Here is a 16,492-nt window from a genome sequence, read left to right on the forward strand (position 1 = left end):
GCGGCTCGTCATTCCGGAGCGATACGCAATATCGAACCGGAATCCCGCCCTTCCTATCTCGTAATTTATGTGTGCCGGGTCAGCGGGCATCCGCCCACATGACGATGATTGAATCACCGGACCAGCACGTTCCTGAACTGCCAGGGATCGGAGGTGTCGATGTCTTCCGGAAAAAGTCCGGGGCGGTCGTTGAGCGGCGTCCAGTCGGTGTAGAAGCCTTTCACCGGACCGAGATAGGGTCGCTGGATTTCCAGGCAACGACGGAAGTCGATTTCATCCGCCTCGACGATGCCGGCTTCAGGATTCTCCAGCGCCCAGACCATGCCCGCGAGCACGGCGGATGAGACCTGCAGGCCGGTCGCATTCTGATAGGGCGCGACGCGGCGGGTCTCCTCGATCGACAACTGCGAGCCGTACCAGTAGGCGTTCTTGCCGTGGCCATAGACCAGCACGCCGAGTTCGTCGATGCCGTCGACGATCTCCGTCTCATCCAGAATGTGCCACTTCGGCTGCATCCTGCCTTCCGCGCCGAACATCTCGTGCAGCGATAGCACGGCGTCGTTCGCCGGATGATAGGCGTAATGGCAGGTCGGGCGATAGATCACGTTCTGGCCGTCGCGCACGGTGAAATAGTCCGCGATCGAGATCGACTCGTTGTGGGTGACCAGAAAACCGTATTGCGGTCCCGGTGTCGGGCACCATGAGCGCACGCGGGTGTTGGCTCCCGGTTGCAGCAGATAGATCGCGGCCTGACATCCCGTGTCGTGTTCGCGGCCGTTCTCCGGCATCCATGTTTCGTGGGTGCCCCAGCCGAGTTCGGCCGGCTGCAGGCCCTCCGAGACGAATCCCTCTACCGACCAGGTGTTGACGAACACGTTCATCGGCTTCGGCGTCCTGGCGCGCTGGGTGTCGCGCTCGGCGATGTGGATGCCCTTGACGCCGAGCTTGTGGGCGAGCTGGCCCCAACCTTCGCGGCTCTTCGGTTCGTTGTACTCCGTCCTGGTGTCGCGCGCGATATCGAGCAGCGCCTGCTTGACGAACCACGACACCATGCCGGGATTGGCACCGCATGTGGAGACCGCGGTGGTGCCGCCCTCGCTCCTGCGCTTGGCGGCGAGCAGCGTTTCACGCAGCGCGTAGTTGGAACGCTTTTCCGGGCCGGCGCTCTTGTCGAAATAAAATCCGAGCCACGGCTCGACCACCGTATCGATGTAGAGCGATCCGATCTCGCGACACATGGTCATGAGATCGACGGAGCCGGTGTCGACGGACAAATTGACGCAGAAGCCCTGTCCGCCGCCCTGCGTCAGGAGCGGGACAAGGACGTCGTGATAGTTGTCGCGTGTGATGGCCTGCCTGATGAATCTGACGCCGTGCTTTTTCGCCAGCGTGTCGTCCGCATGCGGATCGATGATGACGAAGCGGGATTTGTCGAATTCGAAATGCTTCTCGATCAGCGGCAGGGTACCTTTGCCGATCGAACCGAAACCGATCATGACGATCGGGCCGGTGATGCGCGCATGCACGGACGAAGCATTGGACGACATCATGACTCTCCAGATTGTCGGAAAATTGCGAGCCGGCAGAAGGCGGCCGCGGGCGCTCCTGAAAACGACAAAACGCCGATGAAATCAAGTCCCGCGCGCAGTCGCGCGAGTCGCCAGCGGATATTCAATCATGAATGTTACGTGATCACACCACGTGATCGGGCGCGAGGGCGCAATCGACGCCGTCCGATGTCTCGATTTGCAGTGTTGCGTGGCCGATGCCGAAGCGGCGCTGCAGTTCGCGGCAGGTTTCGGTCAGAAATGCATCGCCGGGATTTCCCGCCGGCATGACCAGATGCGCGGTCAGCGCGGTTTCGGTGGTGCTCATCGGCCAGATATGGAGGTCGTGGATCGACGCAACGCCGGGATGCTCGCCGAGGAAGGTGCGCACGGCGGCCGGATCGATGCCGGAAGGCACCGCCGCCAGCGTCATCGCGGTGCTTTCGCGCAAAAGACCCCACGTGCCCCAGACGATGACGGCGACGATGACGAGACTCATCGCCGGATCGAGCCACAACCATCCCGTCATCATCATCGCCGCGGCGGCGAGAACAACGCCGAGCGAAACGGCGGCATCCGCCATCATGTGCAGGTAGGCACCGCGAATATTGAGGTCGGTCTTGCGGCCCGATGCGAACAGCCATGCTGTGATGCCGTTGATGACGATCCCGATCGCGGCAACCACCATCACCGTCAGGCTTGCGATCGGTTCGGGATGGATCAGCCGCTGGATCGCTTCCAGCAGGATCGCGCCGCATGCAACGAGCAGAAGGATTGCGTTCACGAGCGCGGCCAGGATCGAGGTTTTGCGCAGGCCATACGTCAGGCGTGGCGTCGGCGGGCGCCGCGACAGCACGGCCGCGATCCACGCAACAACCAGTCCGAGCACATCGGACAGATTGTGTCCGGCATCCGCGAGCAGCGCCGTGGAATTCGCGGCGAAGCCATAGCCGGCCTCGACAAGAACGAACGCTGAATTCAGGCCGATCCCGATGAGGAAGGCGCGGCCGAAGTCAGTGGCGTGGGCATGGCCGCAATGACCATGCGCGCCATGATCGTTCCCATGGTGCGCATGATCGTGATCGGAATGGTCGTGATGATGGCTGCCCTGCATATGCCAAGTCTAGAGCCTTTTCGCTTCTGATGGTATCAGAAGCGAGGCTCTATGATTTTTGTTTTGACGCGTTTTCTTGACGTGAACCGGTATCCACTTCGCTCGAAAACGCTTGGCATGCGCCGGGAGTTCTGGCGACGGCGGCAGGCGCGGTCATCGCAGTGATATTTTATGCAGTGATATTTTATAACGTAACGTGCCTATTGGCGCTTGCGCGAGAATAGGCACGTCGCCGCTGCTATCCGAGGTCGGCGATGCCGGGCGGCATCAACCGACGGCGCTCACCGTCAGCGAACGCCATCCGCCGGATGGCGTCTGGAACTCGATGCTCTGTCCCGCGGACAGGCCGATAAGCGCCGCCCCGATGGGCGTGAGGATCGAGATCTTGCCGGCGTCGACGTCGGCGTCTTCCGGGTAAACCAGAGTGACCGTTCGCTGCTGGCCGCTGATGTCGTCGACGAACGTCACTTCGGACTGCATCGTCACGATATCGTGCGCCGGTCGATCGACCGGAATGATTTCGGCGCGATCGATTTCGCGCGCGAGGAATTCCGCCGTCGTCGGATATTTTTCCATCGCAGCTTCGGCAAGAAGGCGCAGGCGGTCGACATCACGCGCACTGATGGCGATGGCGGGAAGGCGGGTCTGCAGATGGTCCAGCATGTTGTTCACCCACGAATTGGCCGTGTCGGATCGATGCGATCACGACCGGGGTGGCACGGCTTGCGACGCGCGACGCATCGCTCAACGTGCCGGGAATATTAAAAGTGTTCGGTTGGGGATGCAGTCGAACTATCCCGGACGGCACGGACGCGCGCGTCCGTCCGGGTCACCGTCCTGCTTGGAGGTGACCTGCGCGCAGCAACAAACGGTTATTGCAAGCGTTCGACATCATCATTCAAAAGTAGGACGATCCGCAGGGATGTCAATGCACGGACCGCGACATCTTGGCGCGAGCAGTGGCGATCTAGGCATCGCTCGCCTTTATCTGATGCCGTTCACGCCGCCCGCGACAGCGGCCGCCGGCGCGCATAATCCTTCCTTGCTCCCGCCGCAATAACGCCGGTCGCTTTGATCAGACCCGAGGCGCCTTCCAGCGCGCCTGCGCGCAGTTCGAGCGCCAGCAGCCGGTCGCGTTCGAACGGGCCGGGCAGGGACAGGCTGCCGGTTCCGAGCGCGGAGAAGCCGAAGCGCGAATAATACGGCGCATCGCCGAGCAGGATAACCGCGCCATGGCCGCGCGTCCGCGCGACACCGAGCGCACGCGTCATCAGCGCTGCGCCGACGCCAAGTCCGCGGCAGGATGCGTCGACCGCGAGCGGCCCGAGCACCAGCGCCGGAGCGCTCCCGGCGTTGATGTGCCACAATCGCACGGTCCCGATCAGCGTGCCCTGACGCGTGGCCGTAAAGGCGAGACCTTCGGCCGGTTTCCGTCCCTCACGCAGGCGCTGACAGGTGCGCGCGTGCCGCCCCTCGCCGAAACTCGCGTCGAGCAGCGCCTCGCGCGCGGCGACGTCCGACGCGCGCTCGGCGCGGACGACGAACGGAGCGGTATCGGTGTGATCGGCGATCCTGGTCAGAACAGCGGCCATGACACGTCAGTCCTCACTCCAGCGGACAGGTGACCGCGGAGTCGTCGGCAAAACGATTGTGACGGGGTGGAAGCCGGCGGCCCGGCTTCCGGTACTCGTTCATCTCCCGCAACGGGCGAGCTTGCGCTCAGATGTGGTACGTCTTCAGCGGCGGGAAGCCGTTGAAGGCCACAGACGAGTAAGTCGACGTATAGGCGCCGGTGCCTTCGATCAGCAGCTTATCGCCGATCTCCAGCGTCACCGGCAGCGGATACGGCTGCTTCTCGTAGAGCACGTCGGCGGAGTCGCAGGTCGGCCCGGCCAGCACGCACGGCGTCATCTCGGCGCCGTCATGCCGCGTCCTGATCGCGTAGCGGATCGACTCGTCCATGGTTTCGGCAAGGCCGCCGAACTTGCCGATGTCGAGATAGACCCAGCGGTTCTCGTCGTCGTCGCTCTTCTTCGAGATCAGAACGACTTCCGCCTCGATCACCCCGGCGTTGCCCACCATGCCGCGGCCCGGCTCGATGATGGTCTCCGGGATCTGATTGCCGAAGTGCTTGCGCAGCGCGCGGAAGATCGACCGACCGTACTGCACGACCGGCGGAACGTCCTTGAGGTACCTGGTCGGGAACCCCCCGCCCATGTTGACCATGGTCAGGTTGATCCCGCGCTCGGCGCAATCGCGGAACACCTGCGAGGCCATCGCGAGCGCGCGGTCCCACGCCTTCACCTTGCGCTGCTGCGAGCCGACATGGAACGAGATGCCGACCGGCTCGAGGTTCAGGCGCTTGGCTGCATCGAGCACGTCGACCGCCATTTCCGGGTCGCAGCCGAACTTGCGCGACAGCGGCCACTCGGCGCCGGCGCAATCATAGAGGATGCGGCAGAACACCTTCGCAGCCGGCGCGGCGCGCGCGATCTTCTCGACCTCGGCGGTGCAGTCGACGGCAAACAGGCGAATGCCGAGCGCGTAGGCGCGCGCGATGTCGCGCTCCTTCTTGATGGTGTTGCCGAACGAGATGCGGTCCGGCGTCGCGCCGGCGGCCAGCGCCATCTCGATCTCCGCGACGGTTGCGGTGTCGAAGCACGAGCCGAGCGAGGCAAGCAGGCTCAGCACCTCGGGCGCCGGGTTGGCCTTCACCGCATAGAACACGCGCGAATCCGGCAACGCCTTCGCGAAGGTCTGGTAGTTGTCGCGCACGACGTCGAGATCGACCACGAGGCAGGGCTCGGTGTCGTTGCCTTTGTTGCGGCGATCGCGCAGGAATTCCTGAATGCGTTCGGTCATAGCACCCTCCAAACGGTCCAGCGACGGACTCGTTCAAAATGATGTCGGTGTGAACGTTCAGGCCGTGCCGCACGATGGAGGCGCGACAGAGCCTTGCGTTCAAACCAACTGTGCTGCCGTGGATTGGTTGGGATGATCCCGCCCGCACACCTGGCAATGAAGGACAAGCCTTTTCAGTAGCCCGCGCCGGCGGTGGAAGGCCGGTAGAGACCAAAAAAGCCCGATCCGTCGTTGCTTTAAGTCGCGTCCCCCGTTGAGAGCGGGGTGCGCCGGTTCGCCTCCGGCTGCCAGTCACGGTTGCAAGGAGCAAAGCGCCTTGACGGCATCCCTGGAGAGAGATGCTGGCCTCTCAGTTCGATCGGATCGGACCGACCTGAGCGACCTCGGCGACTTCACCCTTGGCGGCTGTCCGGCCTCTTGTCCGGATACCTACCGACTGACACACGACCACAGGCACGTGCGAAATTGGGCAGAAGCGGAGATATGTCTTTTGACCCGGCTTCGCAAGAATTTTTTTGCCGCGGAGGCGGGTTTCTCCACGATGCGGTCATCCGGAGCGTAGAGCCGCGCGCCGAAGATGAATGGATGTTTAGATTGTTTAATGAAGCGTAAGGAGCGTGCGCTTGCAGGCGAGCAGGTTAGCCCTGTGCCGCAGCGGTTTCCGTCAACCGCGACGCACGAAGGGTTCGACGCGTTGGGCGGCGCGGATGAAGTTGATCATCACGAACACGCCGATCACGAACAGCACCGCCTGGAGGATGTGTGCCTCCATATCGCTGAGACCGAACAGGATGGCGAGCGCCCAGCCGCCGGCGAACGCGGCGCCGAACACTTCCGCGCCGATCAGAATCGCCGCAGAGATGACGGTGATGACGCTCGGCCAGACGATCTGGCGCGAGGTGGAAGCGGAGGGTTGCGAGCTCATGTCAGGGGTCCCGTTATCGGCGGCAATCTCTCCGAAAATGCCGCCCGCGGCAAGCGCCAATGGACCAAAAAGGTCGCATCGCGTGTTATAGTTCCGATGCCTTGCGGATAGCGGCAAAATGTGCGGCGACGGCAAAGGCAAAAGCAGGAGCTTCATGTCAGACACGTCTCAATCGCCGCCTTCGGCTTCCACCCCGGACAACCCGCTGCTGAAGGCATGGCAGACGCCCTTCCAGACCCCGCCGTTCGGTGAGATCGCGCCCGAACACTTCCTGCCCACTTTCGAGCAGGCGTTCGTCGATCATGCCGCCGAGATCGCCGCCATCACCCACGATCCCTCGGCGCCGGATTTCGCCAACACCGTCACCGCGCTGGAGCGTTCGGGCAAGCTGCTCGCGAAGGTGTCTGCGGTGTTTGACGACCTGGTGTCGGCGCACTCAAATCCGGCGCTGCTCGAGATCGACAAGGACGTCACCCTGCGGATGGCGCGGCACTGGAACCCGATCATGATGAACGCGGTGCTGTTCGGCCGCATCGCGCAGGTTCATCAGAATCGCGTGTCGCTCGGCCTGACGGCGGAGCAGTTGCGACTGCTGGAACGCACCTATATCCGCTTCCACCGCGCCGGCGCCGGCCTCGACGAGGCCGCCAAGACGCGAATGGCCGAGATCAACGAACGTCTCGCGCAGCTTGGCACCACCTTCAGCCACAATCTGCTCGGCGACGAGCAGGCCTGGTTCCTCGAACTCGGCGAGGATGATCTCGACGGCCTGCCCGACAGCTTCGTCGCTGCGGCGCGCGCTGCCGCCGAAGAGCGTGGGCTCGCAGGCAAGGCTGTCGTCACCACCTCGCGTTCGTCCGTCGAACCGTTCCTCAAGAGCTCGCGTCGGCGCGATCTGCGCGAAAAGGTCTACAAGGCCTTCACCGCCCGCGGCGACAACGGCAACGCCCATGACAACAATGCCGTGATCCCGGAAATCCTCGCTCTTCGCGAGGAGCGGGCGAAGCTCCTGGGCTACCCGACTTTCGCTGCATATCGCTTCGAGGACTCCATGGCGGGGACGCCGGAAGCCGCTCGCAACCTCCTGGAGCGGGTCTGGAAGCCGGCGCGCGAACGCGCGCTCGCGGACCGCGATGCCCTGCAAGGCCTGATCGCGGAGGAGGGCGGCAACTTCACCCTCGCGCCGTGGGACTGGCGCTACTACGCCGAGAAGCTGCGGCAGATCCGCGCCGACTTCGACGACGATGCGATCAAGCCGTATCTGACGCTGGAGGGCATGATCGCCGCTGCCTTCGACTGTGCGCATCGGCTGTTCGGCCTTACCTTTTCCGAGCGCAAGGATGTCCCGGTCTGGCATCCGGATGTCCGGGTCTGGGAGGTGAAGAACGCCGCCGGCGAGCATCAGGCGCTGTTCTATGGGGATTATTTCGCGCGGGCTTCGAAGCGGTCCGGCGCGTGGATGACGTCGCTGCGCGACCAGCAGAAGCTCGACGGCGACGTCGCGCCGCTGGTGATCAACGTCTGCAACTTCGCGAAAGGCTCCGAGGGCGAACCTGCGCTGCTGTCGCCGGACGATGCGCGCACCCTGTTCCATGAGTTCGGCCATGGCCTGCACGGCATGCTCTCGAACGTTACCTATCCCTCGCTGTCGGGCACCAGCGTGTTCACCGATTTCGTCGAGTTGCCCTCACAGCTCTACGAACACTGGCAGGAGCAGCCGCAGGTGCTGCGGCAATTCGCCAGGCATTACCAGAACGGCGAACCGTTGCCCGACGATCTGCTCAGGCGTTTTCTCGCCGCGCGGCAATTCAACCAGGGTTTCGCAACCGTGGAATTCGTCGCCTCGGCATTGATGGATCTGGAGTTCCACAGCCAGCCCGCGTCGGCGGTTCGCGATGTCGGGGCTTTCGAGCGTGCGGAACTGGAGAAGATCGGCATGCCGGCGGAAATCGCGATGCGGCATCGTCCGACCCAGTTCGGCCATATCTTCTCCGGCGATCACTATGCCGCGGGTTATTACAGCTACATGTGGTCGGAGGTGATGGATGCCGATGCCTTCGGCGCCTTCGAGGAGGCCGGCGACATCTTCGATCCGGCAACCGCGAGGCGGTTGCACGACGACATCTACTCGTCGGGTGGCTCGCGCGATCCCGAAGAGGCCTATGTCGCATTCCGCGGCCGCAAGCCGGAGGCCGACGCGCTGCTGCGCCGTCGTGGCCTGCTCGAGACACCGCAGGCGGCGTAAGGCAGCGGGTGAGAGCCCAGCCGACGCCGTTAGCCTGCTAGGAAGCCAGTCAGCGCCGGATCAGCGGCAGGAAGAAGATCGCGGTGTTGATCGCAAAGCCGAGGCCCCAGAGGATCGACCGCAGCGTCGGCCGGTCGCCGATATAGGTGAAAACGTAGGCGGCGCGAACGATCAGGAACAGGACCGCCAGTTCGTCGATCAGGTGCTGGGGTGCGGCGCGAAATTCCGCAAGCAGGACGGCCGCCGCGAAAAATGGAAAGGCCTCGATGCCGTTCAGGTGCGCCCCGAGCCCGCGGGAGCGCAGCGGATCGGCGTAGAATCCGGGATCGCGCGGACGGGCGTTGTCGAAGCCGGGAGACCCCAGCGCCTTGAACGGCACGATCGTTACCAGATACAGGACGACCGCTCCGAAAACGCACCATTCGGCGATCGTCATGGCAATTCCCTTCACGCCCAGTTTCGATGACAGTACCGGCAGTTGCGCGGGCTTGACAATAACGGGCAAGCGCGCGAATCCAGTCGGCATGACGGTCGTTATTCCTATCGGAAGGGCCACGAGCGGGGAGGGCACCCCACGGGGACGTGTGGGCGTTCTGCTCGTCAATCTCGGCACGCCCGACACCGCCGACGCCCGCGGCGTGCGCATCTATCTGAAGGAATTTTTGTCCGATCCGCGCGTCATCGAGAAGCAGGGCCTGGTTTGGAAGCTGGTGCTGAACGGCATCATTCTGAATACCCGCCCGCGCCGCAAGGCGCTCGACTACCTGAAGATCTGGGACGCCGAGCGCAACGAGTCGCCGATCAAGATCATCACGCGGGCGCAGTCGGACAAACTCGCGGCGGCTATCGCAGATCACGATCACGTCGTCGTCGACTGGGCGATGCGTTATGGCAATCCCTCGATGCAATTGCGCATCGCGGCGCTGACGGCCCAGGGTTGCGACAGGCTGCTGGTGGTGCCGCTCTATCCGCAATATTCGGCGGCGACTTCCGCCACCGTGTGTGACGAGGCATTCCGCGTGTTGAGCGACATGCGCGCGCAGCCGACGCTGCGGGTGACGCCGCCGTATTACGACGATCCCGACTATATCGATGCGCTCGCGGTTTCGATCGAGAAGCATCTCGCCTCGCTGCCGTTCACGCCCGAAATCATCATGGCCTCGTTCCACGGTATGCCGCAGGCCTATATCGAAAAGGGCGATCCCTACCAGGGACAATGCGTCGCGACCACCGAGGCCCTGCGCAAGCGGATGGGACTCGATGCGTCCAAACTGATGCTGACGTTCCAGTCGCGTTTCGGTTTTGACGAGTGGCTGCAGCCCTACACCGACAAGACCGTCGAGAAGTTGGCGAAGGACGGCGTGAAGCGCCTGGCCGTCGTCACGCCGGGCTTCTCGGCCGATTGTCTGGAGACGCTGGAGGAGATCGCGCAGGAAAATGCGCATATCTTCCGCCAGAACGGAGGCGAGGAGTTCACTGCAATTCCATGCCTGAACGACAGCGATCCCGGCATGGACGTGATCCGGAAGCTGGTGCTGCGCGAGCTTCAGGGCTGGATTTAGAGCAGATTGTCATTCCGGGGCGGTGCGAAGCGCCGAACCCGGAATCCGGCCAGATCGAATGCGTCATTTGATTGCTTGATTGCTGGATTCCGGATAGCGGCTTCCGGAATGACGGTGCTTTGTCACCGCCTCTCCCTTTCCGGCAATCGAACCTTACATCTTCCGGTGGCGACCAACCGGGAGTTTTGCCGCTTTCAATCCGCGCGAGACAGTGCGGCGCGCCTCGCGGCAGGGCGATCCCTGCAGGAGACATTCATGACCGGGTTCGATATTTTCGCGATTGTTTTCGTGGCGCTTGTGGTGCTGACGCTGCTGGCCGGCGTCAAGACTGTGCCGCAGGGCTACGACTGGACCATCGAACGGTTCGGCAAGTACACGCGGACGCTCGATCCCGGCCTCAATCTCATCGTGCCCTATATCGACCGCGTCGGGCGCAAGATGAACATGATGGAGCAGGTGATCGAAATTCCCAAGCAGGAGGTCATCACCAAGGACAACGCGACCGTCACCGTGGACGGTGTCACTTTCTATCAGGTGTTCGATGCCGCCAAGGCGAGCTATGAGGTGGCGAACCTCAACCAGGCGATCGTGACGTTGACCATGACCAACATCCGCTCGGTGATGGGCGCGATGGACCTTGACCAGGTGCTGTCGCATCGCGACGAGATCAACGAGCGGCTGCTGCGGGTGGTGGACGCCGCGGTGTCGCCGTGGGGCCTCAAGGTCAACCGCATCGAGATCAAGGATATCGTGCCGCCGGCCGACCTCGTGCAGGCGATGGGTCGTCAGATGAAGGCCGAGCGCGAAAAGCGCGCCGACATCCTTCAGGCCGAAGGCCAGCGCCAGTCGGCGATCCTCAAGGCCGAGGGCCAGAAGCAGTCGCAGATCCTCGAAGCCGAAGGCCGCAAGGAAGCCGCCTTCCGCGATGCCGAGGCGCGCGAGCGGTCGGCGGAAGCGGAGGCCAAGGCGACGCGGATGGTGAGCGAGGCGATCGCCAAGGGCGACGTGGCGTCGCTGAACTACTTCATCGCTGACAAATACATCAAGGCCTTCGGCCAGCTTGCCAACTCGCCGAACCAGAAGGTGGTGATGCTGCCGCTCGAAGCCACCAGCATGCTGGCCTCACTGGGCGGCATCGGCGAGATTGCCAAAGCGACTTTCGGCGAGAGCGCGGCGACGGCTGCCGCCACACGGCGGAGCGCGGTGCCGAATGCGGGCGCGCCGGCCCAGCCGGTCCCGCCGCAGGGGTAGGATTAGGGAGCGTTTTTTATGGCCGACATGTTTGCCTCACTCGGAACTTGGAACTGGCTCATCTTCGGTCTCATCCTGATGGGACTCGAATTGCTGACACCGGGCGTGTTCCTGTTCTGGCTCGGCCTCGCCGCGTTCCTGGTCGGCGTGCTGTCATTCGCCCTCGATCCGGCGTGGCAGATGCAGATCCTGATGTTCGCGGTGTTCGGCGTTGCGGCAGTGCCGCTGTGGCGGCGCATGGCGCGGGCCAAGCCGGGAGCCGCCGACAGTCCGTTCCTCAACAAGCGCGCCGACGCGCTTGTCGGTCGCGTCTTTACGCTGGAAAAGCCGATCGTTGACGGGACCGGCACGGTGCGCATCGACGATACCGTCTGGCGCGTGGCAGGACCGGATGCGCCGGCGGGCAGCCGGGTGAAGGTCGTGAAGGCTGACGGCGCGCGTCTGACGGTGGCGGCGGCGCAGTAATCCGTCTCGCGACGATTACGCCACGCCGGCGCGCAGCAGGTCGTGCAGATGCACGATGCCGACGGGCTTTTTTTCGTCGGTCACGATCACTGCGGTGATCTTCGACGAGTTGAGGATTTCCAATGTCTCGCCGGCCAGAAGGTCGCGCCCGATCGTCTTCGGATTTCGGGTCATGACGTCGTCGACGCGCGCGGTCATCAGGTCCGGGCGCATGTGACGGCGCAGGTCGCCGTCGGTGACGATGCCGACGAGGTGTCCCTGGTCGTCGACGATGCCGACGCAACCGAACCCCTTCGAGGTCATCTCGACCAGCGCATCGGACATTTTGGTGCCGAGCGGCTTCAGCGGAACGGCGTCGCCGCTGTGCATGAGGTCGCGGGTGTATTTCAGCAGCGCGCCGAGCTTGCCGCCCGGATGCAGCATGCTGAAGTCGACCGAGGTGAAGCCGCGGCCCTCCAGCAACGCGATGGCGAGCGCATCGCCGAGTGCAAGCTGCATCAGCGAGGACGTCGTCGGCGCGAGATTATGCGGGCAGGCTTCGCGCGCCTTGGGCTGCACCAGCACGACATCGGCCGCCTTGCCGAGCGTGGACTCGCGGTCGGCGGTCATCGCGATCAAGGCGATACGAAAGCGATTGGCGTAGGTGATGAGGTTTTTCATCTCCGGCTGCTCGCCGGACCACGACATCGCCAGAATGACGTCGTCGGCGGTAATCATGCCGAGGTCGCCGTGACTGGCTTCCGCCGCATGGACGAAAAAGGCCGGCGTTCCGGTCGAGGCGAAAGTCGCCGCGATCTTGCGGCCGATGTGGCCGGACTTGCCGAGACCGGTGACGATCAGCCGTCCCTTGGCGCTGCGGATCATGTCGGCGGCCGCGGCGAACGCAGGCCCGAGATCGGAGTTCAGGGCTGCGGCAAGCGCAGTCACGCCGCCGGCCTCCGCCTCGAACGTCCGCAACGCGGATTCGATCGCGGCCGTCGCCTGATCGGTCATGGCGGATGTTGCCGGTCGTGATTTTAGCGAAGTCATGCCTGGTTCCGCGATGAGACGGACGAGTGTCGTTGCGATCTGCTTTAGCACGCCGGCGCGTACCATGCGATGCAGCATTCCCGTCTCAACGGCCCATTAACCATAATTGTTTTAACTCCATTAACGATAGTCGCGCCTCACGGCGCGCCTTTGCAAGCATAAGTTCCTGCTGGAGTTTTCGGGTCGTGACTTTGGGTCCAGCGACGGGCCGCCGCCAGCGCGCCTCCCTGTGGCGCGCGGTTTTGGCCTGCCTTGTCCTCATCGGTCCCGGATGCCTGACGGCCGAGGCGCAAACGCTCACCCGCGATCTGATGAATCCGGTCCGTGGCGGATTCTTTCAGCCGCAGGATTCCGATTTGCGCAGGATCAGCGACGCCGGCGCGGACGATGCCGCGCCTGCCTCGTCGACGGCAGCCCCATCGCGCATCGGCCGGATTCCGGATTACGGCGTGTCTGCCGCAGCGGGTGCGGGCGACACCGGTTACGACTCGCTCAATCGACGCCGCAAGAAGCCGAAGCCTTATTCCGGCGCGCCGAAACCGAAGCAGCCGCCGGGGCCGGGCAACTTCATTGCCGTTCCGCCGCCGCCGCCATTGTCGGTGCCGCCGTCATCGACCGCGAACAAGCCTCCCGTCGCGCCGGCGATGGCGGGAAGGGTGGACGGACAACCCGCACGCCGCCGCTTGAAGCGTGATGACGATCCGTTCGGCGCGGTCGGCAATTATGTCGGCGGTTTCCTCGTCAAGTCGGCGGTGGAGTTGTCGGGCGGCTACGACACCAATCCTGGCCGGTTCGACAAGCCGAAGGGGTCGGCGTTCTATATGGTGTCGCCCGAATTCGTGGCGGCATCCGACTGGGAACGCCATTCCCTGCTCGTCGATCTGCGCGGCTCGTTTACGGGTTACGAGAGGACATTTCCTCCGGGATTCGACAATTCCGGTCAGCCGGTCGCGTCGCCGGTGCCGACCAACGTGGATCGGCCGGATTTCACCGGAAAGGCCGATGGACGCCTCGATGTGACGCACGATACCCGCCTCAATTCGGAGCTGCGGTTGCGGATCGGCACCGACAATCCCGGCAGCCCCAACATCCAGGCCGGCCTCGCGCGGTATCCGCTTTATGCGACCACCGGCGGGACGGCCGGCATCGAGCACGACTTCAACCGCCTGCAAGTCTCGCTGAACGGGACCGTGGACCGCACGACGTATCAGGACTCGCGGCTGACTGACGGCACCTCGACGCCCAATGACGACCGCAACTTCAACCAGTACGGCGGCATCGCGCGCGTCAGCTACGATCTGATGCCTGGGGTCAAGCCGTTCGGCGAGGTCGAAGCGGACACGCGCGTCCACGACACGCGGCTCGACCGCAACGGCTTCCAGCGCGATTCCAGCGGCGGCTATGCCAAGGCCGGGACCAGCTTCGAGTTCACGCGGCTGCTGACCGGCGAAGCCTCGATCGGCTACGCCGCGCGGAGCTACGCCGACCCGCGCCTCAACCAGTTGACCGGCCTGCTCACCAGCGCGTCGCTGGTGTGGTCGGCGACGCCGTTGACAACCGCGAAGTTCATCTCCGTCACCTCGGTGGACGAATCCACGCTGGCCGGCGTCTCCGGCGTGCTGACGCGCACCTATACCTTCGAGGTCGATCACGATTTCCGCCGCTGGCTGAGCGCGGTCGGCAGGTTCACCTACGGCACGCAGGACTATCAGGGCTCGACACGCTCCGACGAGATCTACTCGATCTCCGGCGATCTCGTTTACAAGCTGACCCGCGAATTCCAGATCAAGGCGCAGGTGCGCCGCGACATTCTCAGTTCGAACATTCCCGGCGCGGGTTCGGCGTCGACCGTGGTGATGCTCGGCGTCCGGCTGCAGCGGTAGGTGTTGGTGTCCGTCATGCGAGCCGCGACAACGCTTGGCGATGCTCGTGCATTAACAGGAACGCACGATAGCGGCGCTCGAAGAAGTCGCGCGACGCGGGGGTCGGCTGCACGGTGCGGCCGATCCGGGTCATCTCCGCCGCGGCGGCCGTGAGCGACGGATAAAGCCCGCAGCCGGCGGCCGCGACACATGCTGTTCCCGAAAGCACGCCGTCGGGTTGTTCGGGCAGGGATACCGAGACCCCGGCCGCGTCGGCGTAAAGCCGGACCAGCAGCGGGCTCGCGGCGTGGCCGCCGGTCAACCGTATCTGGTCGATGGCGTAGCCGGCGTCGTTCAGGGCATCGATGATATGTCGTGTTCCCAGCGCGATGCCGATCGCGGTCGCGAAATAAAGCCGGGTTAGCGAATCGGCGGAGGCATCGAGGCGCAGACCGTGGATCACGCCGACGGAATCGGGATCGGCGAGCGGGGAGCGGTTGCCGTGAAAGTCCGGCAACACATGCAGGCCCTCGACGAACGCCAGGCCGTTCTCGGCCAGCGCGGCCTCGATCCGTGCCGCCATCACCGCGTGTCGGTCCGCGCCGAGCGATTGTCCCTCGGCGTGGAGGTCGAGGATGTGATCGAGCAGCGAGCCTGTGGCGGACTGGCCGGCCTCGTTCAGCCAGTAGCCCGGCAGCATCGCGTCGTAATAGGGACCCCATACGCCTGGGATTTGCCTCGGATCGGGCGAGGCCGCCATGTGGCATGAGGAGGTGCCGGCGATCATGGCGAGCGTCTCGTTGAGCCCGGCGGCGTCGAGCCCGCCGAGGACACCGATGCCGCCGGCATGCGCATCGATCGCGCCGACGCCGACGATGCAGTCGCCGGGCAGTCCAAGTTCGGCGGCGCTTTGGGCTGTCAGGGGACCCGCGCTCGATCCGATCGATTGCGTCAAGGCGGGAAGCGACGCCCTGTCCTGCAAATCGTCCAGCCCGATGCACGACAGGAAATCGCCTTGCCAGCCGGGTTTCTCGTGGGCGAGATAGGTCCATTTGCACGTCACGGTGCAGGTGGAGATCGCGGCCTGTCCCGTCGCCTTCCATGTCAGGAAGTCGGTAAGGTCGAGCACAAGCCCATAGCGGCTCCACGCATCCGGACAATGCCGCTTCAGCCAGAGCAGCTTGGGAATTTCCATTTCCGGCGACATCACATTGCCGACATGGTCCAGCACGCGATGGCGGGTGGCCGTGATCTGTTCGGCTTCCGCGGTGGCGCGATGGTCGGCCCACATGATGACGTTCCAACGGTCCTCGCCGGTCACCGAAACGGTGACCGGCCGGCCGGCGCGGTCAAGGGCGACGAGCGAGCAGGTGGCGTCGAAGGCGATGCCCTTGACCTCATCCGCGGCGATGTGTCCGACCGCAACGGCTCCGCGCACCGCCTGGCAGACCGCGGTCCAGATTTCGTCCGAACTGTGTTCGGCATGATCGGGCAGAGGGTGTGCGGTCGAAAACGGAGCTTCGGCGCGCGCAAGCAGGACGCCGCGCTTGTCGAACACGCCGGCGCGCGCGCTGCTCGATCCGACGTCCACCGCGATCACGAGACCTCGCATGCAGGCATCTACAGATGA

The 16,492-nt window shown here is 64.2% G+C and carries 14 protein-coding genes; 5 read left to right on the top strand and 9 right to left on the bottom strand.

What is annotated here, in order from left to right; translation table 11 throughout:
• Positions 1-113: 113 nt before the first annotated feature.
• The 6 genes from ACS3WA_RS03275 to ACS3WA_RS03300 all read right to left on the bottom strand — a co-directional run bounded on the left by ACS3WA_RS03275 (position 114) and on the right by ACS3WA_RS03300 (position 6,448).
• Positions 114-1,550 carry a homospermidine synthase gene (locus ACS3WA_RS03275; RefSeq protein ID WP_438277136.1) on the bottom strand — a complete coding sequence of 479 codons (1,437 nt, stop codon included), beginning with the start codon at positions 1,548-1,550 and terminating at the stop codon, positions 114-116.
• Between the two features lie 142 nt (positions 1,551-1,692).
• Positions 1,693-2,661, bottom strand: a complete 969-nt coding sequence (locus ACS3WA_RS03280) for a cation diffusion facilitator family transporter (protein ID WP_438277137.1) — start codon at positions 2,659-2,661, stop codon at positions 1,693-1,695.
• 267 nt (positions 2,662-2,928) lie between these two features.
• Positions 2,929-3,324, bottom strand: a complete 396-nt coding sequence (gene rnk, locus ACS3WA_RS03285) for a nucleoside diphosphate kinase regulator (protein ID WP_438277138.1) — start codon at positions 3,322-3,324, stop codon at positions 2,929-2,931.
• A 335-nt stretch (positions 3,325-3,659) separates the two neighbouring features.
• The gene (locus ACS3WA_RS03290; protein ID WP_438277139.1) at positions 3,660-4,253 is read right to left on the bottom strand and encodes a GNAT family N-acetyltransferase; all 594 of its coding nucleotides are present in this window, start codon (positions 4,251-4,253) and stop codon (positions 3,660-3,662) included.
• Positions 4,254-4,380: 127 nt separating this feature from the next.
• Positions 4,381-5,523, bottom strand: a complete 1,143-nt coding sequence (locus tag ACS3WA_RS03295) for a type III PLP-dependent enzyme (RefSeq protein WP_438277140.1) — start codon at positions 5,521-5,523, stop codon at positions 4,381-4,383.
• Positions 5,524-6,187: 664 nt separating this feature from the next.
• On the bottom strand, positions 6,188-6,448 hold the full coding sequence (locus ACS3WA_RS03300; RefSeq protein WP_438277389.1) for a hypothetical protein: 261 nt from the start codon (positions 6,446-6,448) through the stop codon (positions 6,188-6,190).
• Positions 6,449-6,602: 154 nt separating this feature from the next.
• Here ACS3WA_RS03300 and ACS3WA_RS03305 point away from each other — a divergent pair, with 154 nt between their 5' ends.
• Positions 6,603-8,693, top strand: a complete 2,091-nt coding sequence (locus tag ACS3WA_RS03305; protein WP_438277141.1) for a M3 family metallopeptidase — start codon at positions 6,603-6,605, stop codon at positions 8,691-8,693.
• Between the two features lie 49 nt (positions 8,694-8,742).
• Here ACS3WA_RS03305 and ACS3WA_RS03310 read toward each other — a convergent pair whose 3' ends face one another.
• Positions 8,743-9,129, bottom strand: a complete 387-nt coding sequence (locus ACS3WA_RS03310; protein ID WP_438277390.1) for an MAPEG family protein — start codon at positions 9,127-9,129, stop codon at positions 8,743-8,745.
• 88 nt (positions 9,130-9,217) lie between these two features.
• Here ACS3WA_RS03310 and hemH point away from each other — a divergent pair, with 88 nt between their 5' ends.
• From hemH to ACS3WA_RS03325, 3 genes are all read left to right on the top strand, one after another.
• Positions 9,218-10,255 (top strand): ferrochelatase, encoded by a 1,038-nt coding sequence (gene hemH / locus ACS3WA_RS03315; protein ID WP_438277142.1) that lies wholly within the window; start codon positions 9,218-9,220, stop codon positions 10,253-10,255.
• 255 nt (positions 10,256-10,510) lie between these two features.
• A complete protein-coding gene (locus ACS3WA_RS03320) occupies positions 10,511-11,506 on the top strand; it encodes an SPFH domain-containing protein (protein ID WP_438277143.1) in 996 nt (331 codons plus the stop codon).
• An 18-nt stretch (positions 11,507-11,524) separates the two neighbouring features.
• Complete coding sequence (locus ACS3WA_RS03325; protein WP_438277144.1) at positions 11,525-11,971, top strand: NfeD family protein; 447 nt, start codon at positions 11,525-11,527, stop codon at positions 11,969-11,971.
• 15 nt (positions 11,972-11,986) lie between these two features.
• Here ACS3WA_RS03325 and ACS3WA_RS03330 read toward each other — a convergent pair whose 3' ends face one another.
• Complete coding sequence (locus tag ACS3WA_RS03330) at positions 11,987-13,000, bottom strand: KpsF/GutQ family sugar-phosphate isomerase (RefSeq protein ID WP_438277145.1); 1,014 nt, start codon at positions 12,998-13,000, stop codon at positions 11,987-11,989.
• A gap of 185 nt (positions 13,001-13,185) precedes the next feature.
• Here ACS3WA_RS03330 and ACS3WA_RS03335 point away from each other — a divergent pair, with 185 nt between their 5' ends.
• The gene (locus ACS3WA_RS03335; RefSeq protein WP_438277146.1) at positions 13,186-14,883 is read left to right on the top strand and encodes an outer membrane beta-barrel protein; all 1,698 of its coding nucleotides are present in this window, start codon (positions 13,186-13,188) and stop codon (positions 14,881-14,883) included.
• Between the two features lie 13 nt (positions 14,884-14,896).
• Here ACS3WA_RS03335 and ACS3WA_RS03340 read toward each other — a convergent pair whose 3' ends face one another.
• Positions 14,897-16,474 (bottom strand): FGGY-family carbohydrate kinase, encoded by a 1,578-nt coding sequence (locus tag ACS3WA_RS03340; protein ID WP_438277147.1) that lies wholly within the window; start codon positions 16,472-16,474, stop codon positions 14,897-14,899.
• Positions 16,475-16,492 lie beyond the last annotated feature (18 nt).

The organism is Nitrobacter sp., assembly GCF_051535235.1.
Taxonomy (GTDB): Bacteria; Pseudomonadota; Alphaproteobacteria; order Rhizobiales; family Xanthobacteraceae; genus Nitrobacter.

What these genes read in the sequence shown, in the direction of transcription:
- ACS3WA_RS03275 (WP_438277136.1), bottom strand. Translation starts at nt 1,550, where the DNA reads ATGATGTCGTCCAATGCTTCGTCCGTGCATGCGCGCATCACCGGCCCG.
- ACS3WA_RS03280 (WP_438277137.1), bottom strand. Translation starts at nt 2,661, where the DNA reads ATGCAGGGCAGCCATCATCACGACCATTCCGATCACGATCATGCGCAC.
- rnk (WP_438277138.1), bottom strand. Translation starts at nt 3,324, where the DNA reads ATGCTGGACCATCTGCAGACCCGCCTTCCCGCCATCGCCATCAGTGCG.
- ACS3WA_RS03290 (WP_438277139.1), bottom strand. Translation starts at nt 4,253, where the DNA reads ATGGCCGCTGTTCTGACCAGGATCGCCGATCACACCGATACCGCTCCG.
- ACS3WA_RS03295 (WP_438277140.1), bottom strand. Translation starts at nt 5,523, where the DNA reads ATGACCGAACGCATTCAGGAATTCCTGCGCGATCGCCGCAACAAAGGC.
- ACS3WA_RS03300 (WP_438277389.1), bottom strand. Translation starts at nt 6,448, where the DNA reads ATGAGCTCGCAACCCTCCGCTTCCACCTCGCGCCAGATCGTCTGGCCG.
- ACS3WA_RS03305 (WP_438277141.1), top strand. Translation starts at nt 6,603, where the DNA reads ATGTCAGACACGTCTCAATCGCCGCCTTCGGCTTCCACCCCGGACAAC.
- ACS3WA_RS03310 (WP_438277390.1), bottom strand. Translation starts at nt 9,129, where the DNA reads ATGACGATCGCCGAATGGTGCGTTTTCGGAGCGGTCGTCCTGTATCTG.
- hemH (WP_438277142.1), top strand. Translation starts at nt 9,218, where the DNA reads ATGACGGTCGTTATTCCTATCGGAAGGGCCACGAGCGGGGAGGGCACC.
- ACS3WA_RS03320 (WP_438277143.1), top strand. Translation starts at nt 10,511, where the DNA reads ATGACCGGGTTCGATATTTTCGCGATTGTTTTCGTGGCGCTTGTGGTG.
- ACS3WA_RS03325 (WP_438277144.1), top strand. Translation starts at nt 11,525, where the DNA reads ATGGCCGACATGTTTGCCTCACTCGGAACTTGGAACTGGCTCATCTTC.
- ACS3WA_RS03330 (WP_438277145.1), bottom strand. Translation starts at nt 13,000, where the DNA reads ATGACTTCGCTAAAATCACGACCGGCAACATCCGCCATGACCGATCAG.
- ACS3WA_RS03340 (WP_438277147.1), bottom strand. Translation starts at nt 16,474, where the DNA reads ATGCGAGGTCTCGTGATCGCGGTGGACGTCGGATCGAGCAGCGCGCGC.